Annotated in this window: 23 protein-coding genes and 1 pseudogene; 5 read left to right on the top strand and 19 right to left on the bottom strand. The window is 72.3% G+C overall.

The features are described from left to right. Window positions 1-170: 170 nt before the first annotated feature. Window positions 171-986: a 4-hydroxy-tetrahydrodipicolinate reductase gene (gene dapB / locus L615_RS04550; RefSeq protein WP_145724286.1), complete on the bottom strand. Its 816-nt coding sequence runs from the start codon at window positions 984-986 to the stop codon at window positions 171-173. Window positions 987-1,037: 51 nt separating this feature from the next. On the opposite strand from dapB, the gene L615_RS04555 reads away from it, so the two are divergent. Further along, window positions 1,038-1,553, top strand: a complete 516-nt coding sequence (locus tag L615_RS04555) for a trans-aconitate 2-methyltransferase (RefSeq protein WP_036517326.1) — start codon at window positions 1,038-1,040, stop codon at window positions 1,551-1,553. Window positions 1,554-1,610: 57 nt separating this feature from the next. On the opposite strand, the gene L615_RS04560 is transcribed toward L615_RS04555, so the two are convergent. From L615_RS04560 to rpsO, 4 genes are all read right to left on the bottom strand, one after another. Continuing rightward, a complete protein-coding gene (locus L615_RS04560; protein ID WP_051485631.1) occupies window positions 1,611-3,368 on the bottom strand; it encodes a BCCT family transporter in 1,758 nt (585 codons plus the stop codon). A 63-nt stretch (window positions 3,369-3,431) separates the two neighbouring features. Continuing rightward, the gene (locus tag L615_RS04565) at window positions 3,432-4,853 is read right to left on the bottom strand and encodes a pitrilysin family protein (RefSeq protein ID WP_145724287.1); all 1,422 of its coding nucleotides are present in this window, start codon (window positions 4,851-4,853) and stop codon (window positions 3,432-3,434) included. After that, window positions 4,850-7,078, bottom strand: coding sequence for a polyribonucleotide nucleotidyltransferase (locus L615_RS04570; protein WP_145724288.1), 2,229 nt, complete (start codon window positions 7,076-7,078; stop codon window positions 4,850-4,852). The genes L615_RS04565 and L615_RS04570 overlap by 4 nt, the downstream gene beginning before the upstream one ends. Window positions 7,079-7,346: 268 nt before the next feature. After that, window positions 7,347-7,622, bottom strand: coding sequence for a 30S ribosomal protein S15 (rpsO, locus tag L615_RS04575; protein ID WP_028655186.1), 276 nt, complete (start codon window positions 7,620-7,622; stop codon window positions 7,347-7,349). 217 nt (window positions 7,623-7,839) lie between these two features. On the opposite strand from rpsO, the gene L615_RS04580 reads away from it, so the two are divergent. Together L615_RS04580 and arfB are read left to right on the top strand one after the other, a co-directional pair. After that, entirely contained in the window at window positions 7,840-9,951 is a 2,112-nt protein-coding gene (locus tag L615_RS04580) for a molybdopterin-dependent oxidoreductase (protein ID WP_186449733.1), read from the top strand. Between the two features lie 4 nt (window positions 9,952-9,955). Beyond that, window positions 9,956-10,378 (top strand): alternative ribosome rescue aminoacyl-tRNA hydrolase ArfB, encoded by a 423-nt coding sequence (arfB, locus tag L615_RS04585; RefSeq protein WP_028655184.1) that lies wholly within the window; start codon window positions 9,956-9,958, stop codon window positions 10,376-10,378. 12 nt (window positions 10,379-10,390) lie between these two features. On the opposite strand, the gene L615_RS23115 is transcribed toward arfB, so the two are convergent. From L615_RS23115 to rimP, 13 genes and pseudogenes are all read right to left on the bottom strand, one after another. After that, the gene (locus L615_RS23115) at window positions 10,391-10,594 is read right to left on the bottom strand and encodes a hypothetical protein (protein ID WP_028655183.1); all 204 of its coding nucleotides are present in this window, start codon (window positions 10,592-10,594) and stop codon (window positions 10,391-10,393) included. A 64-nt stretch (window positions 10,595-10,658) separates the two neighbouring features. After that, window positions 10,659-11,264: pseudogene (locus tag L615_RS24695) on the bottom strand (molybdopterin-dependent oxidoreductase); the annotation flags it as partial. Window positions 11,265-11,296: 32 nt separating this feature from the next. Next, window positions 11,297-12,256: a nucleoside hydrolase gene (locus L615_RS04595; RefSeq protein ID WP_145724290.1), complete on the bottom strand. Its 960-nt coding sequence runs from the start codon at window positions 12,254-12,256 to the stop codon at window positions 11,297-11,299. Next, complete coding sequence (locus L615_RS04600) at window positions 12,253-13,272, bottom strand: hypothetical protein (RefSeq protein WP_028655181.1); 1,020 nt, start codon at window positions 13,270-13,272, stop codon at window positions 12,253-12,255. Before L615_RS04600 ends, L615_RS04595 begins: the two co-directional genes overlap by 4 nt. A 22-nt stretch (window positions 13,273-13,294) precedes the next feature. Continuing rightward, window positions 13,295-14,242: a bifunctional riboflavin kinase/FAD synthetase gene (locus L615_RS04605; protein ID WP_028655180.1), complete on the bottom strand. Its 948-nt coding sequence runs from the start codon at window positions 14,240-14,242 to the stop codon at window positions 13,295-13,297. A 68-nt stretch (window positions 14,243-14,310) separates the two neighbouring features. Next, window positions 14,311-14,757 (bottom strand): FxLYD domain-containing protein, encoded by a 447-nt coding sequence (locus L615_RS04610; RefSeq protein WP_145724291.1) that lies wholly within the window; start codon window positions 14,755-14,757, stop codon window positions 14,311-14,313. Between the two features lie 56 nt (window positions 14,758-14,813). Further along, window positions 14,814-15,239, bottom strand: coding sequence for an LPXTG cell wall anchor domain-containing protein (locus L615_RS04615; RefSeq protein WP_186449734.1), 426 nt, complete (start codon window positions 15,237-15,239; stop codon window positions 14,814-14,816). An 84-nt stretch (window positions 15,240-15,323) separates the two neighbouring features. Beyond that, entirely contained in the window at window positions 15,324-16,181 is an 858-nt protein-coding gene (truB, locus tag L615_RS04620; protein WP_028655177.1) for a tRNA pseudouridine(55) synthase TruB, read from the bottom strand. After that, window positions 16,181-16,627: a 30S ribosome-binding factor RbfA gene (gene rbfA, locus L615_RS04625; protein ID WP_028655176.1), complete on the bottom strand. Its 447-nt coding sequence runs from the start codon at window positions 16,625-16,627 to the stop codon at window positions 16,181-16,183. Before rbfA ends, truB begins: the two co-directional genes overlap by 1 nt. 103 nt (window positions 16,628-16,730) lie before the next feature. Beyond that, entirely contained in the window at window positions 16,731-19,580 is a 2,850-nt protein-coding gene (gene infB, locus L615_RS04630) for a translation initiation factor IF-2 (RefSeq protein WP_145724293.1), read from the bottom strand. Window positions 19,581-19,677: 97 nt separating this feature from the next. Then, window positions 19,678-20,034: a YlxR family protein gene (locus tag L615_RS04635; RefSeq protein WP_261376555.1), complete on the bottom strand. Its 357-nt coding sequence runs from the start codon at window positions 20,032-20,034 to the stop codon at window positions 19,678-19,680. Between the two features lie 80 nt (window positions 20,035-20,114). Then, on the bottom strand, window positions 20,115-21,080 hold the full coding sequence (nusA, locus tag L615_RS04640) for a transcription termination factor NusA (RefSeq protein WP_028655174.1): 966 nt from the start codon (window positions 21,078-21,080) through the stop codon (window positions 20,115-20,117). Beyond that, complete coding sequence (gene rimP / locus L615_RS04645) at window positions 21,080-21,604, bottom strand: ribosome maturation factor RimP (RefSeq protein ID WP_145724294.1); 525 nt, start codon at window positions 21,602-21,604, stop codon at window positions 21,080-21,082. Before rimP ends, nusA begins: the two co-directional genes overlap by 1 nt. A 76-nt stretch (window positions 21,605-21,680) precedes the next feature. Between rimP and L615_RS04650 the strand changes: the two genes are divergently transcribed. Both L615_RS04650 and L615_RS04655 read left to right on the top strand, forming a co-directional pair. Further along, window positions 21,681-22,184 (top strand): hypothetical protein, encoded by a 504-nt coding sequence (locus L615_RS04650; protein ID WP_036517324.1) that lies wholly within the window; start codon window positions 21,681-21,683, stop codon window positions 22,182-22,184. Next, window positions 22,181-22,699: a ferritin-like domain-containing protein gene (locus L615_RS04655; RefSeq protein WP_145724295.1), complete on the top strand. Its 519-nt coding sequence runs from the start codon at window positions 22,181-22,183 to the stop codon at window positions 22,697-22,699. The genes L615_RS04650 and L615_RS04655 overlap by 4 nt, the downstream gene beginning before the upstream one ends. Before the next feature lie 301 nt (window positions 22,700-23,000). Here the strand turns inward: L615_RS04655 and L615_RS04660 are convergent, their stop codons facing one another. After that, entirely contained in the window at window positions 23,001-23,711 is a 711-nt protein-coding gene (locus L615_RS04660) for an HAD family hydrolase (protein ID WP_028655172.1), read from the bottom strand. Window positions 23,712-23,713: the final 2 nt, after the last annotated feature.

The raw sequence follows: 23,713 nt of genomic DNA on the forward strand, positions 1-23,713 counted from the left end.
CCCGCCGGCCCGGAGCCGCAGGGAGCGAGGAACGAGCGACCGGAGGCGGAGGGAGGCGGGACTGCGCGTGCCGCCCGTCTTGCCGCCAGGCGGACGTCACCATCCACCGGAGGCAACCGCGGCGCGGCAGCGCGGCGCGAGGCACGAGCGACGCGCTCGCGCCATCCAGCTCAGCCCAGGGGCAGGAAATGCTCCAGGCCGACGGTGAGGCCGGGGGAGTCCGCGATGCGGCGCACGCCGGTGAGGACGCCGGGGGTGAAGGAGACCCGGTCGATGGAGTCGTGGCGGATGGTGAGGGTCTCCCCCAGGCCACCGAGCAGGACCTCCTGGTGAGCCACGAGGCCGCGCAGGCGGACGCTGTGGACGGGGATGCCGTCGACGTCCGCGCCCCGGGCGCCCTCGAGGCCGGTACTGGTCGCGTCCGGGACCGGCGGGCAGTCGGCGTCGCGCCGGGCCGCGGCGATCATCTCGGCGGTACGACGGGCGGTGCCGCTCGGCGCGTCGGCCTTGGTCGGGTGGTGCAGCTCGACGACCTCGACGGACTCGAAGAACGGGGCGGCGATCGAGGCGAAGCGCATCATCAGGATCGCGCCGATGGAGAAGTTCGGGGCGATGAGCACGCCGGTGCCGGGGCTGTCGGCGAGCCAGCCGCGCAGCGCCTCGAGCCGCTCCTCGTCGAAGCCGGTGGTGCCGACGACGGCGTGGATGCCGTTCTCGATGCAGAAGCGGAGGTTGTCCATCACCACGTCGGGGTGGGTGAAGTCGACGACGACCTGCGTGCCGCTGTCGACGAGCGAGGAGACGTCGTCACCCTGGTCGACGCCGGCGCTGAGCTCGAGGTCGTCGGCCGACTCGACGGCCTTGACCACCTCCGCGCCGACCTTCCCGCGGGCGCCGAGGACGCCGACCCGGAGCCTCGTGGCGTCCGTCGACGTCGGCGCCGATGCGTCCGTGGGGGCTGTGTTCTCCGCGACACGACTGCTCACGGGACCAAGGTAGTGCGTCGTCCGCGCAGGCGTTCTGGCAGGCTGGACCCCATGGTGACCAAGATCCCGGCCCGGATCCGCTGGGCGGTGGACTTCATGGACGTCCAGCCCAACGACCACGTGCTGGAGATCGGCTGCGGCAACGGCGCAGCCGCCGACCTCATCTGCAGCCGTCTCGAGGGCAAGGGCAAGATGTTCGCGATCGACCGCTCCGAGGCGGGCGTCGACCGCACGAAGCAGCGCTGCGCGGCCCACATCGAGGCCGGCCGGCTGACGGTCCGCCAGATCGACCTGGCCACGCTGCGGGTCCCGGTCAAGCGGCTCACCAAGGTGTTCGCGTTCGACGTCAACCTGTTCTGGGTCCGTGACGCGTCCGAGGAGATCGCGCTGCTGCACGAGCGGCTGATGCCGGGCGGCTCGGTCAACCTGTTCTTCGACACCACCCGCCCCGAGCAGGTGCCGGACATCCTCGCCAAGGCCTCCGCGCAGCTGCGCGACGGCGGCTTCCGCGTCTACATCGTCGACTCGAAGACCCCGCCGGTCATCGGCATCATCGGCCGCCGCTGAAAGACGCACCGCGCCCCGACACCTCGTGGAGGTGCCGGGGCGCGGTGGCGTGTGGCGTCAGCCTGCGGGCGGTGCCGGCGGACCGTCACCGGCCTCGCCGGCCGGGGCCTTGCGCAGCGACGCGCCGCCGGACGAGCCGGCCGGCGCCGTCGACTCGTCCGACGCAGCGATCTCGGCCGCCACCTGCTCGGCGAGCCACTGCCGCTGGCGACGCACCCGCAGCCGGTTCTCGGCCAGCAGCGACTTGGCCGTGGCGATGGCCAGGCCCAGCATCACGATGCTGAACGGCAGCGCCAGCAGGATCGCCATCGTCTGCAGCGCGCCGAGCGGATTCACGTCCGGGTCGGTCTTCTGCGCCTCGAGACCGACGTAGAGCAGCACAGCGGCGACGGCGCCCTCCATGAGGGCCCAGAACGCCCGGCTCCACACCGGCGGGTTCTGGTCGCCGCCCGAGGAGAGCATGTCGACCACGAAGGAGCCCGAGTCCGAGCTGGTGACGAAGAAGACCACGATGAGGAAGATCGCCACGCCGCTGACCAGGCCGGCGGCGGGCAGCAGGTCGAGCATCTGGAAGAGCGCGGTGTTGGTGTCGACGCCGCCGTCGGCACCGACCACGCCACCGTCGCCGAAGAGCTCCTCGTAGAGGGCGGTGCCGCCCAGCGCGGAGAACCACAGGAAGGTGACCAGGGTGGGCACGAGCAGCACGCCGACGATGAACTCACGCACGGTGCGCCCGCGCGAGATGCGGGCGATGAAGACGCCGACGAAGGGCGCCCAGCTCATCCACCAGCCCCAGTAGAAGGTCGTCCAGCCGCCGAGCCACTCCTTGCCGTCGTCCTGGAACGGGCGGGCGTTGAACGACATCTGGAAGAAGTTCTGGATGTACGACCCGATCTGGGTGACGAAGTCGCTGAGGATGAACACCGTGGGACCGGCGACGAGGACGAAGCAGACGAGCGCGACGGCGACGACCATGTTGATGTTCGACAGCCACTTGATGCCCTTGTCGACGCCGGTGACGACGGAGGTCAGGGCGATGGCGGTGATGCCGATGACGAGGGCGATCAGCAGCCACGTCGTCGGCTCGTCGATCACCTCGAGGTAGCCGAGGCCGGCGCCGATCTGGCTGACGCCGAGGCCGAGCGAGGTCGCGACGCCGAAGAGGGTGCCCAGGACGGCGATGACGTCGATGACGTCACCCCAGAAACCACGGATCCGGTCACCGAGGAGCGGCTGGAGCGCCCAGCGGATGGAGATCGGGTTGCCGCGGCGGTGCACCGAGTAGGCGATCGCCAGGCCGACGACGACGTAGATCGCCCAGGCGTGCAGGCCCCAGTGCAGGAAGGTGGTGTCCATGGCGGTGCGCGCCGCTTGCGCGTCGGTGGCTGCGGCGGCACCCGGCGGCGGGGCGACGTAGTGGTTGAGCGGCTCGGCGACGCCCCAGAAGACGAGGCCGATGCCCATGCCGGCCGCGAAGAGCATCGCGAACCAGGAACCGAGCCCGAACTCGGGCTCCTCGTCGTCCTTGCCCAGGACGATGTTGCCCATGTGGGACGTCGCGAGCCAGATCGAGAAGAACACGAAGCCGGTGACGAGGGCGATGTACCACCACCCGAGGTCCTGGACGACGGTGCTGTTGAGGTCACCGAGGACCTCCCCCGTCTTGCCCGGCGCGATGGCGGTGACCGCGACGAACAGGACGAGCAGGCTGGCAGCCGGGACGAACACCCGCGGCGCGGCGATGAGGCGGCTGCCGGTGGGAGGGGTCCGCTCCTCGGGTGGGGTCTCGGGGTCGGACTGGTGCACGGCAGTCATTCAGTTCTCCTGTGTCGACAGAATTCCTTTGACACGGTGCCCAGAAAACCTGCAGGTAACCCCTCAGGGTCCGACGAGCGCCAGCAGCTCGGGTCGCCCGAAGACCTCGGCTGCGACCTCGCGGACCTCGTCGAGGGTGACCGCCTCGATCCGGTCGATGACCTCGTCGATGCCGAGCACCTCGCCGTGGACGAGCTCGTTCTTGCCCAGGCGCATCATCCGCGAGCCGGAGTCCTCGAGCCCGAGGATCATGCCGCCGACGAGCTGGCCCTTGCCGCGGGCGAGCTCCTCACCGGTGATCCCCTCCGCCGCGATGGCGTCGAGCTGCTCCCGGACCACGGCGAGCACCTCGTCGGTGCGGTCGGGCAGGCAGCCCACAGCCACGCCGACGATGCCGGAGTCGGCGTACTGGCTGGCGAAGGAGTAGACCGAGTAGGCCAGGCCGCGCACCTCGCGGACCTCCTGGAACAGGCGGCTCGACGTGCCGCCGCCGAGAGCGGTGTTGAGCACGCCCAGCGCGAACCGGCGGTCGTCGTCGCGGGTGACGCCCTCACGGCCGATGACGAGGTTGACCTGCTCGAACGGCCGGCTCACCTCGGCGCTGCCCGCGGTGACCTTCGGCCGGCGCCGCGCGCTCGACGGCCGCGGGGCGACCGGCGCGGCCGCGCCGTCGACGGCGCCGGCGATGGAGATGACCGTGTTGGCGNCCTCGGCGCTGCCCGCGGTGACCTTCGGCCGGCGGCGGGCGAACGCCTTGCGCACGGCCTTGACCGCGGCGGCGTGGTCGACGGCGCCGGCGATGGAGATGACCGTGTTGGCGGGCACGTAGTGCCGCCGGTAGAAACGCCGGATCTGGGCCGGGGTCATCGCCTCGATCGACTGCTCGGTGCCGGCGATGGGGCGGCCCAGCGGCGTGCCGGCGCCCCAGGCGAGCTCGGCGAGGAGGTTCTGGACGACGTCGTCGGGGTCGTCGTCGTGCATCGCGATCTCGTCGAGGATCACGTAGCGCTCGGCCTCGACGTCGTGGGCGTCGATCCGCGAGCCGGTGACCATGTCACCGAGCACGTCGATCGCCAGTGGCAGGTCGTCGGAGAGCACCCGCGCGTGGAAGCAGGTGTACTCCTTCGCGGTGAACGCGTTGAACTCGCCCCCGACCGCGTCCAGCGCGATCGAGATGTCCAGCGCGGAGCGCTCGTCGGTGCCCTTGAAGAGCAGGTGCTCGAGGAAGTGCGAGGCGCCGTGGGTCGCAGCGGCCTCGTCGCGGGAGCCGACGCCGACCCACACGCCGACGGAGGACGACCGGGCGCCGGCCATCTCCTCGGTGACGATGCGCAGGCCCGAGGCGAGCTGGGTGCGTCGTACGACGGAGGTGACCCGGCCCGCGTCGTCGCGGACCGTCTCCAGCGTCCGCGTGGAGGTGCGGGAAACGGCCGACGGCCGGTCAGCGCTGGGCTGACCGGCCGTCGTCGTGCGAGCTCGGCTCACGCGTCCTCAGACTCCTGGGCGGAGTCAGCGGCGCCGTCCTCGGCGTCCTCGACGACCGGGACGAGCGAGAGCTTGCCGCGGTCGTCGATCTCGGCGATCTCGACCTGGATCTTCTGGCCGACGGCCACGACGTCCTCGACGTTCTCCACGCGCTTGCCACCGGCGAGGGAGCGGAGCTTGCTGATGTGCAGCAGCCCGTCCTTGCCCGGCATCAGCGCGATGAAGGCACCGAAGTTCGTGGTCTTGACGACCGTGCCCAGGTAGCGCTCGCCGACCTCCGGCATGGTCGGGTTCGCGATCGCGTTGATCGCGGCCCGGGCCGCCTCGGCCGCCTCGCCGTTGGTCGCACCGATGTAGACGGTGCCGTCGTCCTCGATGGAGACGCTCGCGCCGGTGTCGTCCTGGATCTGGTTGATCACCTTGCCCTTGGGCCCGATGACCTCGCCGATCTTGTCGACCGGCACCTTCACGGTGATGATCCGCGGGGCGTGGATCGACATCTCCTCGGGGGCGTCGATGGCCTCGCCCATGACGTCGAGGATGGTCATCCGGGCGTCGCGAGCCTGCTGGAGGGCCTGCGCGAGGACCTCGGCCGGGATGCCGTCCAGCTTGGTGTCGAGCTGGAGCGCGGTGACGAACTCACGCGTGCCGGCGACCTTGAAGTCCATGTCGCCGAAGGCGTCCTCGGCGCCGAGGATGTCGGTCAGCGCGACGTACTCGGTCTTGCCGTCGATCTCGCCGGACACCAGGCCCATGGCGATGCCGGCGACGGGCGCCTTCAGCGGCACACCGGCCTGCAGCAGCGACAGGGTCGAGGCGCAGACCGAGCCCATCGAGGTGGAGCCGTTGGAGCCCAGGGCCTCGGAGAGCTGGCGGATGGCGTACGGGAACTCCTCGCGGCTCGGGAGCACCGGCAGGAGCGCACGACGCGCGAGCGCACCGTGGCCGACCTCGCGACGCTTCGGCGAGCCGACGCGGCCGGTCTCGCCGGTGGAGAACGGCGGGAAGATGTACTTGTGCATGTAGCGCCGGCTGGTCTCCGGCGACAGGGTGTCGAGCTGCTGCTCCATCTTGAGCATGTCGAGGGTGGTGACGCCCAGGATCTGGGTCTCGCCACGCTCGAAGAGCGCGGAGCCGTGGACCCGCGGGATCACGTCGACCTCGGCGTGCAGCGGACGGATGTCGGCGAGGCCGCGACCGTCGATGCGCACCTTGTCGCGCAGGATGCTCTCGCGCACGACCTGCTTGTTGACCGACCGGAACGCGGCGCCGATCTCCTTCTCGCGACCCTCGAACTGGGGCGCGAGCTCGGTGAGGACGCGGTCCTTGAGCTCGTCGGTGCGGTCGTTGCGCTCCTGCTTGTCGGCGATCTTCATCGCGGCGGCGAGGTCGGCCTTGACGGCGGACTCGACGGCGGCGAAGACATCGTCCTCGTAGTCGAGGAAGATCGGGAACTCCTGGACCGGCTTGGCGGCCACGTTGGCGAGCTCGACCTGGGCCTCGACCAGCTGCTTGATGAACGGCTTGGCGGCATCGAGGCCACCGGCCACGACGTCCTCGGTGGGCGCCTGCGCGCCGCCGCGGACGAGCTCGATGGTGCCCTCGGTGGCCTCGGCCTCGACCATCATGATCGCGACGTCGCCGGTCTCGGTGACGCGGCCGGCGACGACCATGTCGAAGACGGCCTTCTCGAGCTGGCTGTGGGTCGGGAACGCGACCCACTGGCCCTCGATGAGCGCGACTCGGGTGGCGCCGACGGGGCCGCTGAACGGCAGGCCGGAGAGCTGGGTCGACAGCGACGCGGCGTTGATCGCGAGCACGTCGTACGGCGTGTCCGGGTTGAGCGCCATGACGGTGATGACGACCTGGACCTCGTTGCGCAGGCCCTTCTTGAAGGTCGGGCGCAGCGGGCGGTCGATGAGGCGGCACGCGAGGATCGCGTCCTCGCCCGGGCGGCCCTCGGAGCGGAAGAACGAGCCGGGGATCCGGCCCGCGGCGTACATCCGCTCCTCGACGTCGATCGTCAGCGGGAAGAAGTCGAAGTGGTCCTTGGGGTGCTTACCGGCGGTGGTCGCCGACAGGAGCATCGTGTCGTCGTCGAGGTAGGCGCTCACCGATCCGGCGGCCTGGCGGGCGAAGACGCCCGTCTCGAACTTGACGGTGCGGGTGCCGAACTTGCCGTTGTCCAGAACGGTCTCGACGGCAGAGATGACGGGTTCAGTCAAGTGTTTTCTCTTATTCGTACGTGCGGGACGCGCTGCCCCGCGGGCATGGACATGTGTTGTCACCGGCCAGCCTAACGACAGGTCGCCGAAATGCAGAACGGGCGACCCCGATCGGGGTCACCCGTTCTCATGATCTTGTCCGGATCCGGTGTCACGGATCCGGGCCGTCCAGTGCGTGCCTGACAAGGCGCGGCCGCGAAGGCGACCTTGGGGCGGAGCGGTCGTCGAGCGGCCGCAACGCCGTCAGGCGCGTGCTGGACGGTTCGGATCAGCGACGAAGGCCGAGGCGCTCGACGATGGAGCGGTAGCGCTCGATCTCGGTCTTCTTCAGGTAGTTGAGGAGACGACGGCGCTGGCCGACGAGCAGGAGCAGGCCACGACGGCTGTGGTGGTCGTGCTTGTGCTGCTTGAGGTGCTCGGTGAGGTGGGCGATGCGGTGGCTCAGCAGCGCGATCTGCACCTCCGGCGAACCGGTGTCGCCCTCGGTCGTGGCGTACTCGGCGATGATCTTCTTCTTGGTCTCAGCGTCGGTTCCGACAGCCATGGGTTCTCCTCGGTTCACTCGTTGCGCGGCGCCCCAGCCTGACTACCTGGAGCACTCTCGATCCGCGGCCGATCTGACGGCGGTGGGTGCGCCCTCCGGGGTCCCGGGGGCAACCGGTCAAGGCTAACAGCGCGCTGCTCCCCCGGCCGAATCGCTGGGCATCGGACCGCGGGCGCGGTCGTGGCGCCGGGCGGGTCCGGCGTGTGACGATGCCAGTGTGCCCCAGCAACACATCGGCGTGTGCAACCTGTGCGAGGCGACCTGCGGCCTGCTCCTGACGGTCGACGACGGCCGGGTGACCGGCGTCCGCGGCAACCCCGACGACCCGCTGTCCCGCGGCCACATCTGCCCGAAGGGCGTGGCGATCGGCGACATCCACGCCGACCCGGACCGACTGCGGCGGCCGGTGCGCCGGATCGGCCGCGGCGCCGACGCCCGGTGGGAGGAGATCTCCTGGGACGAGGCCCTCGACCTGGTCGCGGACGGCATCGCTCGCACGATCAACGAGCACGGCGACGACGCGTTCGCGCTCTACCTCGGCAACCCCAACGCGCACAGCCTCGGCGCGCTGACCCACGGCATCGCGCTCGCGCAGGTGTTCCGCACCCGCAACAAGTTCAGCGCGACGTCGGTGGACCAGCTCCCCCACCAGATGATCGGTCGCCTGCTCTACGGGCACCAGCTGCTGCTGCCGGTGCCCGACATCGACCGCACGAGCTACTTCCTCGTCCTCGGCGCCAACCCGATGGCCTCGAACGGCTCGTTGATGACGGTGCCGGATTTCCCGGGGCGGTTGCGCGAGCTGCAGGCGCGCGGCGGCCGGATGGTGGTGCTCGACCCGCGCCGGACCGAGACCGCCCGGGTCGCCGACGAGCACCACTTCGTGCGGCCGGGCACGGACGCGTGGGTGCTGCTGGCACTGCTCAACACGCTGTTCACCGAGGGGCTGACCAGCCCGCCGTCGTACGTCGACGGGCTGGACGCCGTCCGGGACGCGGTCGCCGACTTCACCCCCGAGGCGGCGGAACGGGCGAGCGGGGTCCCGGCCGAGGTGGTCGTGCGGATCGCGCGCGAGCTCGCCGCCGCGGACGGCGCGGCGGTCTACGGGCGGATGGGCGTGTCGACGCAGGAGTTCGGGCTGGTGTGCCAGTGGGCCGTGCAGCTGCTCAACCTGGTGACCGGCAACACCGACCGGGTGGGCGGGGCGATGCTCACCTCACCGGCGATCGACGCCGTCGGCCGCGGGATGATCGGCCGCGGCCACCACGACCGGTTCCGGTCCCGGGTCCGGCAGGCTCCGGAGTTCGGGGGCGAGCTGCCGGTGGCCGTGCTGCGCGAGGAGATCGAGACACCCGGCGATGGGCAGGTGCGGGCGCTGCTGACGGTCGCCGGCAACCCGGTCCTCTCGACGCCCGACGGCGCGGGACTGGACGCGGCGATGGAGGGCCTCGACTTCTGCGCGGCGATCGACATCTACGTCAACGAGACGACCCGGCACGCCGACGTGATCCTCCCGCCGACCACGCTGCTCGAGCGTGACCACTACGACCTGCCGTTCCACGTGCTGGCGGTGCGCGACACGGCGCGCTTCACCCCGGCGGTGTTCCCGAAGGGGCGCGACCAGCGGCACGACTGGGAGATCTTCCGCGACCTGCACGCGCGCGTCACGAAGCGCCTGGACCGCAAGCCGCCGCTGAAACGGCACCTGGTGACCCGTGCGCGGCTGCGGATGAGCCCGGCGTTCATCATCGGGATGCTGCTGCGCACGGGCAGGTCGGGCGTCACCACCACCGACCTGCGCAAGCACCCGGAGGGCGTCGACCTCGGACCGCTCAAGCCCGGCCAGCTCCCCGGCCGGCTGTTCACGAAGGACAAGCGGGTCCGGGCGCTGCCCGACATCGTCGCCGGCGACCTGGACCGGCTGCGCGCCCAGGAGCTGCCGACCGGTGACGAGCTGCTCCTCATCGGGCGGCGCCACCAGCGCGACTGCAACTCGTGGATGCACAACACCGACCGGCTCACGAAGGGCAAGCCGCGCCACCACCTGCTGATGCACCCGGCTGACCTCGCCGCGCGGGGCATCGCGGACGGCGCGATGGTGACGGTGACGTCGCGGGTCGGCAAGGTCGCCGTCGAGGTCAGGGCGACCGAGGACGTGATGCCGGGGGTGGTCTCGCTCCCCCACGGCTACGGCCACCAGCGCGACGGTGTGCGCCTCGGCGTCGCGAGCGGTGTCCCCGGGGTCTCGATCAACGACCTGACCGACCCCGAGCGCCTCGACGTCTCCGGCAACGCCGCCCTGTCGGGCGTCCCGGTCACGGTCGCGTAGCCCCGTGGACCTCACCGTCCCACCGGGCCCCGGCCTGCCGCAGGGCCTGGTCGTCCCGGACACCGAGCTCGTGGAGCGGTTCTCGCGCTCCCCCGGTCCGGGCGGGCAGTCCGTGAACACCACCGACTCCCGGGTCGAGCTGGTGTGGGACCCGGCTGCCTCGAGCGTGCTCGACGAGCGGCAGCGGGCCCGGCTGCTGGCCCGCACCGACGGCCCGATCACCGTGGTCGCGCACGAGCACCGCTCCCAGCACCGCAACCGCACCGCCGCTCGTGAGCGCCTCGCCCAGCGGGTCAGGGAGCTGCTGGCTCCCCCGCCTCCGCAGCGCCGGGCCACGAAGCCCACGCGCGGGTCGAAGGAGCGTCGCCTCGAGGCCAAGCGCCAGCGCGGCCAGACCAAGCAGCTGCGCGGACGGGTCCGGGACTGACGGACCAGGCGGTCAGACCACGACGACGGGGTGGCGCACCACTGCGTCGAAGAAGTAACCGTTCGGGTTGAAGGCCGCGACGTCGGGTTGCGTGCGACCGTGCAGGTCGGTCGCCCGGGCGAGCAGCTCGTGGCGGCCGGCGCGCGGGGCGTGCCAGGTGAAGTCCCAGCGGGTCCAGCCGTGGCCCTCGGTGCGCGGTCCGGGGTCCGGGCGCAACCGGGCAGGCGACCACGACGTGCCTGTCGAGGGCCTTGGCGATGGGGAAGGGGCGGCGCACGCGGCCGTGGTTCTCGCCCTTGTCGACGTACTCGTCGTCGAGCCCGACACCCTGCACGGACACGGCCTCGGGACGCACACCGGCCCAGCGCAGCACGTCGCGCAGGCGCGCGCCGCGCCAGGTGACGGTGCCGACGGCGCCGAGCGTCCACGCCGTGCCCGACGCCTTCTTGCCCTGCTGGGTGTCGAAGAAGCTGCGCCCGTTGCCGGTGTACTCGTGCACGGAGGTGACCTCGACGGCGCGGAAGCGCCGCCGGAGGTCAGCGAGCCCGATGCTCATCCCGGCCGGGTCGGCGAGGCCGTCGCCGTGGATCCGCAGCCGGTACGACAACGGGTCGATCTGCGGCGTCCGGGTGTGGTTGCGCACGAAGAGCCGCGACTGCGGCGTGCGGTAGCGGTGGTTCTCCACCGACTCCCAGCGGGTCTCGGCGCTGGTGGCGTGGTCGATGAACCAGGTCGGCGGCAGCGGCTTCTCGATGGCCGGCGCGCCGGCAGGGGCCCCGGGCGCGGGCCCGACGAGGGTGCCGAGGGCGGAGCCGGCCCCGGCGACAGCGAGTCCCGCAACCGGGAGACCGAGGACGGAGCGACGACGCAGCGTGGAGTCCACCATGTCCAGAGACTAACACTAGCGACTTACTCTAGTTAAGGCGCCAACGTGTCGCAGAGCAGGTCGACGTACCGGTCGTGGTCGGCCCGGACCGCGACCCGGAGCCGGCCGCGCCGCTCGTCGGGCTCGGCCGTGAACCTCGTGGCGCCGTAGCGCACCGGGTCGCGCCGCTCCACCTCGACCGAGGCGCGCAGCGTGGTCAGCAGGTCCGGGGCCACGAGCGCGGCGACCGCGAGCGGGTCGTGCACGGGTGCTCTCCCGCCGGCGACCTCGACACCTGCACGCCGGTGCCACGCCACCCGCTCCTCGACCAGGTCGGCGGCGACGCGGCCGGCAGCGGTGCCGAGGCCGCGCAGCCGGGCCGCGTCGGCCCGGGTCAGCGGGGCCGAGCAGGTCGCGTCCATGGTCACCAGCCACACGTCGCGGAACGGCGCGGCGAGCACGTCGGCGGCCGCCTCCGGGTCGCACCACGTGTTGCGCTCGGCGTACGGCGTGACGCCGGTCTGGCGGTGCGTGCCGCCGAGGACCACGAGGCGGCCCACGGAGCCGGTGATCGACCGGTCCGCGGCCAGGGCAGCGGCCAGGTTGGTCAGCGGCCCGGTCGCGACGAGTGCGACCGGGGTGGCCGCCGCGCGCAGCGTGCCCACCAGCCACTCGACGGCCTCCTCGCCAGCAGTCGAGACCGGGTCCGGCAGGGGCAGGGTCGGCGGCAGGTCGGCGCGCCCGCTCGGGATCGCCTCGATCCGCGGCCGGAACGGCTCGTCGCGGCCCGGGTGCACGCCCACGTCGCCGCGGCCGACGGCGTCGAGGACGCGCAGGGTGTTCTCGGTGGTGCGGGCCACGTCGTGGTTGCCCCACACGGTGGTGACGCCGAGGAGGTCGAGGTCCGGGTGCAGGGCGGCGAGCAGGATCGCGACGGCGTCGTCGGTGCCGGTGTCGCAGTCGAGGACCACAGGTTGGCGCGGCCGGCGGGACTGGCGGGGCTGGCCGGTCACGCCGGCTCCTCCCCCACCGCGTCGCGCAGCGACCGGTAGGCGACCCGGGCGCTGACCGCCCGCTCGAGCTCGCGGATCACCACCGAGAAGAACTGCTTGCGGTAGAGCTCGTCGGTGACGGCGTACACCGTGAAGTAGAGGCCGCTGAAGGCCGCGAGGAAGGTCGAGACGCGCAGCAGCTCGAGGCTGACCCGTTCGCCGAGCCACTCCCCGACCACGCCGTCGACCACGTGCAGCGGCCCGCCGGTCCAGCTGCTGACCACGTCCGGCGCCATCGCCACCGCCCCGAAGAGGATGAAGAACGCGAACACCGCGACGGCGAGCAGCAGGACCTGCACGGTCTGCGCGACCAGCAGCACCAACACGAGGTTGGCCCGCTGCAGCCCGGAGACCTGGGCGTCGACGGCGCCGACCCGTTCGACGCGGTCGGCCAGCCCGCGCGCGGCCGCCTCGAGCGGCGTGCCGGTGCAGGCGGTGACCAGCTGGGCGGACTCGACCGTCTGGTCGACGTCGTCGAGCTCCTCCGGCAGCCGGGTGAGCAGGAACAGGACGGCGATGCCGGCGAAGAGCAGCACCGCCACCCACAGCACGCCGCCGTCCAGGCTCGCCGCGACCTGCCAGACCTCGGCGTTGATGAACAGGAAGGTGATGAAGAGCAGGAGCAGGGGCAGGGCCCGCGTGACGAGGGGCAGGACCAGGCCGAAGGAGCGCAGCGTGCGCCGCACCGCCCAGCCGACGATCAGCCAGGCCCGCAGCGTCGCCACGGCGTAGGTCGCGACCACGACGCCGGCGACGGTCATCCCCGCGCCGAGGCCCGCGGAGGCTCCGAGGACGGCGCCGGCACCGGTGCCGGCCGCCGCGCCGACGACGGCCGCGACGGTGAAGACCACGACCAGCCGGGAGCGTCGCAGCCCGCGCGCGACGGCCGCGCGCTGGTCGTCGACGAAGTAGGGCAGGCCGTGGTCGACGAACCAGCGCTCGGCGGCCCTGACGGCACTGGACTGGTCGCGGACCATGTCGCTCAGCGCTCCCGGTCCGTCAGTCGGTGAGGACCGTCCGGGCCCGCACCACGTCGTCGGCCATCGCCGTCAGCAGGGCGTCGACGGAGTCGAAGCGGACCATGCCGCGCAGGCGCTCGACGAACTCCACCTCGACCTCGCGGCCGTAGAGCTGGAGGTCGGTGCGGTCGAGCACGTAGGACTCGACCCGGCGCTCCCGCTCGCCCGCGAAGGTCGGGTTGGTGCCGACGCTGATGGCGGCGGGGTACGTCGAACCGGCGTCCGGGCCGTCGAGGACGGTCAGCCGGCCGGCGTACACGCCGTCGGCGGGCGCGGCCGCGCCCGGGCGGACCCCGACGTTGGCGGTCGGGTAGCCGAGCTCGCGCCCACGCTTGTCGCCCTCGATGACCTCGCCGCGGGTCGTGAACGGGCGGCCCAGCGCCTCGGCGGCGCCGGCCACGTCGCCGGCCGCGAGGCAGGTGCGCACGTAGGTGGACGACCAGACCTGGGGCCCGCCGTCGAGGGTGACCTCCTCGAGGACGAAGTCGTGCTCGGCGCCGACCGCCCGCAGCAGGTTGCAGTCACCGGCGGCGCGGTTGCCGAAGCGGAAGTTCGCGCCGACGACGACCGCACGCACGTGCAGCGTGTCGAGCAGGATCCGGTCGATGAACTCGTGCGGCGTCCACGCCGCGATGTCGCGGGAGAACGGGATGACGAGCACGTCGTCGACGCCGGCCTCGTGGAGCAGCTGCAGCCGCTCCTCGATGGTCGTCAGCGTGGGCGGGGCGTGCTCGGGCCGCAGCACCGCGATCGGGTGCGGGTCGAAGGTCACGGCCACCACGTGGTCGACGCCGACCTCGCCGGCCACCTCGCGCGCGCGTCGTACGACGTGCTGGTGGCCCAGGTGCATGCCGTCGAAGTTGCCGATGGTCACCGCCGTGCGGCCGAGATCGCTCGGCACCTCGGAGAAGTCGCGCCACACTCGCACGGCGGCAACTCTTGCACATGCGGCCCTCCCCGTTGAACCGAGGCGGGCCGCACCGTCGCCCGGACCGGTCAACGCACCTCGCCCCGGGCGACGTGGAAGGTGCACGTGTCGGCGTCCTCCGGGACGGACGCCGAGACCTCGAAGTCCTCCGACGCGCCGGCCGCGAGGTCCTCCAGGACTGCCACCCCGCGGGCGAGCACGTCGTAGGTCTCGTTGATCCAGCTCACGGTGACGACGTAGTCGGTCGTCTGCCGCGTCGAGTTCGTCACCGTGCCGCTGACCTTCTGCTCACCGGGGGCGGCCGTGCACTGCCCGAAGCTGGCGTCGGCGACCGCGCCCTTCGAGCCCTTCAGCTCGGGGACCTCGGGCAGGTCGGTCGGCGAGACCCGCGAAGGGTCGACCGACGCGGTGTCCTCGCCCTTCGACGTCGACCCGCCCTTCGGCTCGTCGTCGCCGCACGCGCCGAGCGCGAGCAGCGCCACGAGGGCCGTGGCTGCGGCTGGCAGGGTCTTCATGGTTCTCCTCGGTGTCGTTCGTCGGTCTGGTCGGCCCCGTCGGGGTCCGCCGGCCGTCACGCCCGCCGCCGGGCGCTGAGGACCAGCCCGGCACCGCCGAGCATGGCCAGGATGCCGAGCAGGAGCAACCAGCGGGCCGGGCCGCCGGTGTCGGGCAGGCCCGCGTCGGTGGTCGGGCCACCGGGGCCGTCCGGGCCGTCCGGGACGGCGGTGAGCACGGCGGTGTCCTCGCCGCTGGTCACCGGCGACACCACGCTCTCACCCACGGCCTGGGCCGTGTTGGTGACCCGGCCGTCGACGATGTCCTGGGCCCGCACCACGTGCACGGCGCGGCAGGTCATCATCTCCCCGGGCTCGAGCACCGTCTGCGGGCAGGTGACGCCGCCCTGGATCATCGGGTCGACAACGTGGATGTCGCGCACCCGCAGGCTGCCGGTGTTCGTGACCTCGAAGAGGTAGGTGATCTTCTCCCCCACGTCCACCCGGCCGTCGCCGCAACGATCCTGACAACCGGCATCGACGACGTCAAACAACCCGCCACTTGACGCCTGATCCCCAAGAGGGAATCAGCCGACGAAGACGGCGACCGGCTTCGCGTGGCTGCCGTGGGGCTGGTAGAGCGCGAGGAACTCCCCGCCGGGAGCGAAGACCGCGGTCAGCTCGTCGATCGGCAGCGGCAGGGGTCGGCCGAACCGGACAGCCTGTGCCTGGGCGGCGTCGAGGTCGAGGGCGGGGAAGCTGCGCCGGGCCGCGTCGGCCAGCGGCGTGACGACGAGGTGCTCGAGGTCGGTGCTCGCCTCGTCGAGGCCGAACTCCCCCACCGAGTGGCGCCGCAGCGCGGTCAGGTGGCCGCCGACGCCGAGCGCGGCGCCGAGGTCGCGGGCGATGGCCCGGATGTAGGTGCCGCTGGAGCAGCGCACCCGGATGTCGACGTCGACGGCGCCGCCCTCGCGGCGGACGTCGCCGCAGGCGATCTCGTGGATGGTCACCGGCCTGGCCTTCAGCTCGACCTCCTCGCCGGCGCGGGCGCGCGCGTAGGCGCGCTTGCCGTCGACCTTGATGGCCGACACGGTCGAGGGCACCTGCTCGATGTCGCCCTCGAAGGCGGAGAGCGCGGAGCGCACGGCGTCCTCGGTGAGGTGCGCCGCGGGCGCGGTGGCGGTGACCTCGCCCTCGGCGTCGTCGGTCGTGGTGGAGACACCGAGCCGCACGGTCGCCGAGTAGGTCTTCTCGGTCAGCATGAGGTGGCCGAGCAGCCGGGTGGCGCGCTCGACGCCGAGGACCAGCACGCCGGTCGCCATCGGGTCGAGGGTGCCGGCGTGGCCGACCTTGCGCGTGCCGAGGGTACGACGCACCCGCGCCACGACGGCGTGGGACGTCAGGCCGGCGGGCTTGTCGACGACGACCAGCCCGGACTCCGCCATCAGTCCTCGTTCTCCTCGTCCTCGGCGGCCTCGCGCGGCTTCTTGTACGGGTCCGGGTCGCCGGCGGGCTGGGCGCCCTCGCGGGCGGCCGCGACCGCGGCGTCGGCCTCGCGGGCGCGGGCGAGCACCTCGTCGAGGTGGCGCGCGTTCTCCGGGACGCCGTCGAACTCGAAGGCCAGCGTGGGCACGTGCCGCATGCCGAGCTGCTTGCCGACCTCGGAGCGGAGCAGGCCCTTCGCCGACTCCAGCGCGCGGGCGGTGGCCTGCTGGTCGGCGTCCTCGCCGAGCACGGTGTAGTAGATGGTGGCGTTCTGCGCGTCACCGGTGAGCCGCACCTCGGTCACCGTCACGAACCCCAGGCGGGGGTCCTTGATCCGGCGCTCGAGCATCTCCGCGACGATCACCTGGATGCGGTCGGCGATCTTGCGCACGCGGGGGCTGGCCATGGTCAGTTTCCTATCACTAGAACGGCCGCGCCGCCCGCCCCGGTGACGGGACGGGCGGCACAGCACGGTGCTTGCCGAGGGCTGCCGGGACGGCAGCGGTGCCTCAGGCGCGCGGGATCTCCCGCATCTCGAAGGCCTCGACGATGTCGCCCTCCTTGATGTCCTGGAAGTTCTTGAGCACGAGACCGCACTCGAAGCCCTCCCGGACCTCCGACGCGTCGTCCTTCTCCCGCTTGAGCGAGGCGAGGTCGAGGTTGTCGGCCACGACGGCACCGTCGCGGAGCAGGCGCACCTTGGCGTTGCGTCGGATGACGCCCCCGGTGACCATGCAACCGGCGATGTTGCCGATCTTGGAGGAGCGGAAGATCGCACGGATCTCGGCCTGGCCGAGCGTGTTCTCCTCGTACTCCGGCTTGAGCATGCCCTTGAGGGCCGCCTCGATCTCCTCGATCGCCTGGTAGATGACCGAGTAGTAGCGGATCTCGACGCCTTCCTTCTCGGCCATCTGCGCCGCCTTGCCCTGCGGGCGGACGTTGAAGCCGATGATGATGGCGTCGGAGGCGGCGGCCAGGTCGACGTTGGTCTCGGTGATCGCACCGACACCGCGGTCGATGACCCGGAGGCTGACCTCCTCGCCCACGTCGATCTGCGCGAGGGCGTCCTCGAGGGCCTCGACCGAACCGGACACGTCGCCCTTGAGGATGAGGTTGAGCTCCTGGCTCTCGCCCTTCTCCATGGAGGCCATGAAGTCCTCGAGGGTACGGCGGACGCGGCGCTTCGCCTGCATGGCGGCACGCTCGCGCGCCTCCCGCTTCTCGGCGATCTGGCGCGCCATCCGGTCGTCCTCGACCACGATGAAGTTCTGGCCGGCGCCGGGCACGGCCGAGAGGCCGAGCACCATCGCGGGCCGGGCCGGGTCGGCCTCGGTCAGCTCGTTGCCGTGCTCGTCGAGCATCGCGCGGACCCGGCCGTGGGCCGGACCGGCGACGATCGAGTCACCGACGCGCAGCGTGCCGCGCTGGACCAGGATCGTGGCGACCGGACCGCGACCGCGGTCGAGGTGCGCCTCGATGACGAGGCCCTGGGCGTCCTGGACCGGGTTGGCCCGCAGGTCGAGCGACGCGTCGGCGGTCAGCACGATCGCCTCGAGCAGCTTGTCGAGGTTCAGGCCGGCCTTGGCCGAGACGTCGACGAACATCGCGTCGCCGCCGTACTCCTCGGGCACGAGGCCGTACTCGGAGAGCTGGCCGCGGACCTTCGTCGGGTCGGCGGTCTCCTTGTCGATCTTGTTGACCGCGACCACGATCGGCACGTCGGCCGCCTTGGCGTGGTTGAGCGCCTCGATCGTCTGCGGCATCACGCCGTCGTCGGCCGCGACCACCAGGACGGCGATGTCGGTCGCCTGCGCACCACGGGCACGCATCGAGGTGAACGCCTCGTGACCCGGGGTGTCGATGAAGGTGATCCGGCGGTCCTCGCCGTCGACGTCGGTGTGCACCTGGTAGGCACCGATGTGCTGGGTGATGCCACCGGCCTCGCCCTCGACGACGTTCGCGTTGCGCAGCGCGTCGAGGAGCTTGGTCTTTCCGTGGTCGACGTGACCCATGACGGTGACGACCGGCGGACGGACGACCAGGTCGTCCTCGCCGCCCTCGTCGGCGCCGAACTCGATGTCGAAGGACTCGAGCAGCTCGCGGTCCTCGTCCTCCGGGGAGACGACCTCGACCTTGTAGTTGAGCTCGTCACCGAGCAGCTCGAGGGTCTCGTCGCCCACCGACTGGGTGGCCGTGACCATCTCGCCGAGGTGGAAGAGCATCTGCACGAGCGACGCGGCGTCGACGCCGATCTTCTCGGCGAAGTCGGTCAGCGAGGAGCCGCGCGCCAGGCGGACGGTCTCGCCGTTGCCCTTGCGGACCCGCATGCCGCCGATCGTCGGGGCCTCCATGGCCTCGAACTCCTGGCGACGCGCCCGCTTCGACTTGCGACCGCGACGGGCCGGACCACCGGGACGCCCGAAGGCACCCTGCGTCTGGCCGCGCTGGCCGGGACGACCGCCACCGGGACGACCGCCGCCGCCGGGGCCGAAGCCGCCGGGACCACGACCGCCGGGCGCACCCGCACCCGCACCGCCACGGCCGGGGGCACCGGCACGACCCGGACCACCGGGGCCACGGCCACCGGGGCGACCCGGACCGCCGGGGCCACGGCCACCGGGGCCGGTGCCGAACGCGGCCGGGGACTTCGGCATCATCGCCGGGTTCGGGCGCGGCATGCCCGGACGCCCGCCACCGGCACCAGCCGGGGGACGCGGGCCGCCGGGACCGGCCTCGCCGTCGCGCGCCGGCGGCGCGGGACGACGGCCCATGCCCTGGCTGGGCGCGAACGGGTTGTTGCCCGGACGCGGCGTGCCGCCGGGCTTGCCGACGGGACGCGGGGCCGGGGCCTTGGGCTTCGGGGCGCCGGGCTTGCCGGGCGCCGGGGCGGCCGGGGCCGACGGCGCAGCAGCGGCCGGGGCCGCGGGGGCCTCGGGCGCCTTCGGCTCGGCCGCAGGGGCCTTCGGGCCGGGTCGCGGGCCGGGCCTGGGGCCGGACGGCTTCTCGGCAGCCGGGGCCGGGTCAGCCGGAGCAGCCTCGGCCGCGGGGGCCTCGGGCTTCGCGGCGGCCTTCCTGGCCGGGCCGGGCTTGGGGGCGGCCTTGTCGGCAGCCTTCTCGGAGGTCTCAGCAGCCTTGGCGTCGCCCTTGGCGGCCTTGGCGGTGTCGGCGGCCGGCTCGGCGGGCTTCATCTTCGCCAGCAGCTCGGCGCCGTAGGTGTCCTCGAACTTCTTCACAGCCGGAAGCTCGATGCTGGAGGACGCCGTCTTGGCGAACTCTCCGATGTCACTGAGCATCTTGAGCGCCTCGGCGCTCTTGATGCCGTACTTCTTCGCGAGTTCGGAAACTCGGGTCTTGGCCACGGTTCTCCTTCTGGCCTGGACCCGTGCTTCCGGGATCTCAGACCGTTGGTGGGTGGTGCAGAACGAACTGGCTCATCGCGAGGTACTCATCGAGTGCTCATGAGCTGTTGCTCCAGTTTCTGTCGGTCGGATCGGTCCGCGAGGCGACGTACTCCCCCACCGGCACGCTGGAGAGCCCACCCGCGTCCGGGGCGACCCGGAGCGCACGGGAGAAGGCTTTCCGCCGTACCGCGAGGTCGTAGCAACCGGAGGTGGGGTGCAGGTGCGCTCCACGTCCCGGCGCGGTGCCGTCGGGATCGGGCACGACAGCCGGTCGGCCGTCGGGACCCGAGCCGGCGGTCACCCGCAACAACTCGCGTTTGGTGGCCCGCTGCCGGCATCCGACGCACGTCCGGACGGGTCCCTCGAGGGGGAGGTCGTCAGGTCGTGCAGGGGATTTCAGTCGGTGAGCCACCAAGGCTCAACTCTACCGCTCCTGCGGTCAGGATCACGAACCGGCACGGTCCGACCCTCGCCTCGGGAGCGTGCGGCTCGTCACTCCTCGTCGGAGTGGATGTCGATGCGCCAGCCGGTGAGGCGGGCGGCGAGGCGGGCGTTCTGCCCCTCCTTGCCGATCGCGAGCGACAGCTGGAAGTCCGGCACGACGACGCGCGCGGACTTCGTGTCCGGGTCGACGACGGTCACCGACTGCACCTGGGCCGGCGAGAGCGCGTTGGCGACCAGGGTGGCCGGGTCGTCGGACCAGTCGACGATGTCGATCTTCTCGCCGTGCAGCTCGGCCATCACGTTGCGCACCCGCTGGCCCATCGGGCCGATGCAGGCGCCCTTGGCGTTGACGCCGGAGACGGTGGAGCGGACCGCGATCTTGGTGCGGTGCCCCGCCTCGCGCGCGATCGCCGCGATCTCGACGGTGCCGTCGGCGATCTCGGGGACCTCGAGCGCGAAGAGCTTCTTCACCAGGCTCGGGTGCGAGCGCGACAGCGTGACCTGCGGGCCGCGCATGCCCTTGCGGACCGACACCACCAGTGCCTTGATCCGGGTGCCGTGGCTGTAGTCCTCCCCCGGCACCCGCTCGCTCGACGGCAGCTGCGCCTCGATCCGGCCGAGGTCGACGAGCACGTCGTCGGGGTTGCGACCCTGCTGGATGATGCCGGAGATGATGTCGCCCTCCTTGCCGGAGAACTCACCGAACTTGATCTCGTCCTCGGCGTCGCGCAGACGCTGCAGCATGATCTGCTTCGCCGTGGTCGCCGCGATCCGGCCGAAGTCGGCGGGGGTGTCGTCGTACTCGCCGATCTTGTTGCCCTCGTCGTCGAGCTCCGCCGCGAGGACGCTGACGTGACCGGTCTTGCGGTCGAGCTCGACCCGCGCCTGGGCCACCGACCCCTCGGTCTTGTGGTAGGCGGTGAGGAGCGCCTGCTCGATCGCCTCGACGAGGACGTCGAACTTGATCTCCTTCTCCCGCTCCAGCGTGCGCAGGATGCTGAGGTCGATGTCCATCAGTCGGCGTCCTTCTCGTTCTCGTCACGGTTCTTGCGGTTGAACTCGACCTGCACCAGGGCCTTGCGCACGTCGGAGTAGGGGATGCGGCGCTCGGTGCCGTCGAGGTCGACGGTGACCGCCTCGTCGTCGGAGCTGCCGATGCGCCCGGTGACGGTGCTGTCGTCGGCGAGGTCGATCTTCACCAGCCGGGTCTCGTTGCGCCGCCAGTGCCGCGGCAGCGTCAGCGGCCGGTCGACGCCACGCGAGGTCACCTCGAGGGTGTACGGCAGCTCGCCCATCACCTCGGCGGCGCCGTCGGGACCGTCGGACTCGAGGACCCGGTCGATGACCTTGGTGGCCGCGGCCACGTCGTCGAGCGTCGGGCCGCCGTCGGTGTCGACCGCGACCCGCAGCACCCGCCGCTTGCCTGCCGGAGTGATCTCGACCGCCTCGACGTCGAGGCCGAGCTCAGCGAGGGGTCCGGTGAGAACCTCCTCGATCCGCTCGGCTGTGGCGCGCTTCGCGCCCTGGCCGGAACCCATGACGAGTCCTCCCGTGTCCTGTTGTGGCTGTGCCCGTCAACGATAGCGGGTGTCCGCGTGGCGGTAGGGTTCCCCGGTGCCCGCTCGACCGATCCCGATCTCGCGGCGCGCGCTGGTGACCGGCGCCGTGGCGGGCTCCGCGCTCGCCCTCACCGGCTGCGACAGCGTCGCCGACCTCCTCGAGGGCGACGACGAGCCGGGCGTGTCGGGCGCCGTCACGCCCACCGCGCCTGCCGTCGACGCCGACAGCGACCTCGTCGCCGGCGTGCTGGACGCCGTGGCCGCGGCCGCGGCGCTCGCCACCGCCGTGGGTACGACGGTCCCGGCCCTGGCCCCCGTGGCCACGCGCTTCGCCCGGCTCCACGCAGCGCACGTCGAGGAGCTCGGGGGCACCGAACCCGCCGACTCCCCCGTGGTGCCGTCGGCGCGTCCCACCGCCCTGCGCCGGCTCGCCCGCACCGAGCGGCGCCTCCAGGACCGACTGGTCCAGGCCGCCGGGGAGGCGGAGAGCGGCGCGCTGGCCCAGGTGCTGGCCGCCATGGCCGCCGCCGTCGCCCAGCTGCGGGTGGGCCTGGCATGACCGACCCCGCCCCCACCACCCCGGACAGCGCCACCACCCCAGACAGTCCCGCCAGCCCGGGCACCACGACGCCCGGCGCGGCCGGCCCCGACGGCGGCACCGAGGCGCTGCAGACCGCCCTCGCCGCCGAGCACGCCGCGGTGTTCGTCTACGGCGCCCTCGGCGCCCAGGCGTCGCGCTCTGCGCAGCCGGCGCTCTTCGGCCGGCTCACCGCTGCGTACCGCCTGCACCGCACCCGGCGCGACGAGCTGGTCTCGATGATCCGCGACGCCGGAGCCGAGCCGGTCGCGGCCGAGCCCGGCTACCAGCTGCCCCGCGACCTGGGCACCGCCGCCGCGCTGGAGGCCCGGGCCCGCCGCCTGGAGCAGGACGCCGCGCGCACCTACGCCTGGGTGGTGGCGAGCACGACCGGCGAGCCCCGCGCGTGGGCGGTGGAGGCCCTCCTCGACGCCGCCGTGCGCGGGCTGGGCTTCGGCGCGAAGCCGCAGTCGCTGCCCGGGCTCCAGGCACCCTGACCGATCGTTAGGCACCTGACCGGTCGCTGGGCACCGCCCGGTCACTGGGCACCGCGGGCCAAAAACGCCAGTGGTTCGCGGCCTCTGAGTCTTCGGGGAACTCCCGAGACGTCCCCCGAAGACGGGGCCGCGAACCACTGGTGACCGGGGACAACGGTCATCTGGGTGACGGGAGAGGTGGGGCTCACCGATCACCTGTGCACAATCATGCAACACAAGCAGGTCGGGGTCTCTAGGTAGCGATCCTCATAAATATGCACTGCACAAACCTGCAGTACGGAACCCGCCGACCGGGGTCCGGTCAGCGCCAGGGCGCGATCAGGTCCGGGATGTCGGAGAGGCGCTGGGCCACCGCGTCGGGCTCCCCGTTCGTGTGGCCGTGCTGCTCGGCGGGGATGGTGCTGTGCGGGACGTGGATGGCCCGCATCCCGGCCTGCTGGGCGCCCCAGACGTCGTCGTAGAGCCGGTCGCCGACGTACACGCACGCAGCCGGGTCGCTCGCGCCGACCACCTCCATCGCGGCGCGGAAGGCGTGCGGCGACGGCTTCGTCCACGGGACCTCGCTGGTGTAGACGTCGCCGTCGATGAGGTCCAGCACGCCGTCGCGCTCGAAGAATCCGCGGTGCCAGGCGCGCGGCCAGATGGTGTTCGACAGCACGCCGACCTTGATGCCCTGCTCGCGCAGCCAGCTGAAGAGCGGCGCGACCTCCGGGTCGGTGAGCGTGTGCGGTTCCCAGAAGCCGTAGTAGGCGTCGAGCAGGTCCGGGTCGTGGTCGAGCCCGGCCTCGGTGAACAGGTCGGCGATCGTCGCGCTCTGCTGGTGGTCGCGGCTGCGGCCCCAGATCACGCTGCCGGCCTGGTGCAGCCGGGTGGCGTGGGCGTGGTGGTCGTCGGAGGTGTCCGGCGTGGTGAGCACGGCCTGCGCGAGCGCCAGCGACTCGGCGTGGAAGTCGATGTCGTGCCAGGCGGTCAGGGTGCCACCCCAGTCGAAGATCACTGCGTCGACGGCCATGG

The organism is Nocardioides sp. J9 (assembly GCF_007829375.1).
Taxonomy (GTDB): domain Bacteria; phylum Actinomycetota; class Actinomycetes; order Propionibacteriales; family Nocardioidaceae; genus Nocardioides.

What these genes read in the sequence shown, in the direction of transcription:
- L615_RS04555 (WP_036517326.1), top strand. Translation starts at nt 1,038, where the DNA reads ATGGTGACCAAGATCCCGGCCCGGATCCGCTGGGCGGTGGACTTCATG.
- L615_RS04560 (WP_051485631.1), bottom strand. Translation starts at nt 3,368, where the DNA reads ATGACTGCCGTGCACCAGTCCGACCCCGAGACCCCACCCGAGGAGCGG.
- rpsO (WP_028655186.1), bottom strand. Translation starts at nt 7,622, where the DNA reads ATGGCTGTCGGAACCGACGCTGAGACCAAGAAGAAGATCATCGCCGAG.
- L615_RS04600 (WP_028655181.1), bottom strand. Translation starts at nt 13,272, where the DNA reads ATGGTCCGCGACCAGTCCAGTGCCGTCAGGGCCGCCGAGCGCTGGTTC.
- L615_RS04610 (WP_145724291.1), bottom strand. Translation starts at nt 14,757, where the DNA reads ATGAAGACCCTGCCAGCCGCAGCCACGGCCCTCGTGGCGCTGCTCGCG.
- truB (WP_028655177.1), bottom strand. Translation starts at nt 16,181, where the DNA reads ATGGCGGAGTCCGGGCTGGTCGTCGTCGACAAGCCCGCCGGCCTGACG.
- rbfA (WP_028655176.1), bottom strand. Translation starts at nt 16,627, where the DNA reads ATGGCCAGCCCCCGCGTGCGCAAGATCGCCGACCGCATCCAGGTGATC.
- nusA (WP_028655174.1), bottom strand. Translation starts at nt 21,080, where the DNA reads ATGGACATCGACCTCAGCATCCTGCGCACGCTGGAGCGGGAGAAGGAG.
- rimP (WP_145724294.1), bottom strand. Translation starts at nt 21,604, where the DNA reads ATGGGTTCCGGCCAGGGCGCGAAGCGCGCCACAGCCGAGCGGATCGAG.
- L615_RS04655 (WP_145724295.1), top strand. Translation starts at nt 22,181, where the DNA reads ATGACCGACCCCGCCCCCACCACCCCGGACAGCGCCACCACCCCAGAC.
- L615_RS04660 (WP_028655172.1), bottom strand. Translation starts at nt 23,711, where the DNA reads ATGGCCGTCGACGCAGTGATCTTCGACTGGGGTGGCACCCTGACCGCC.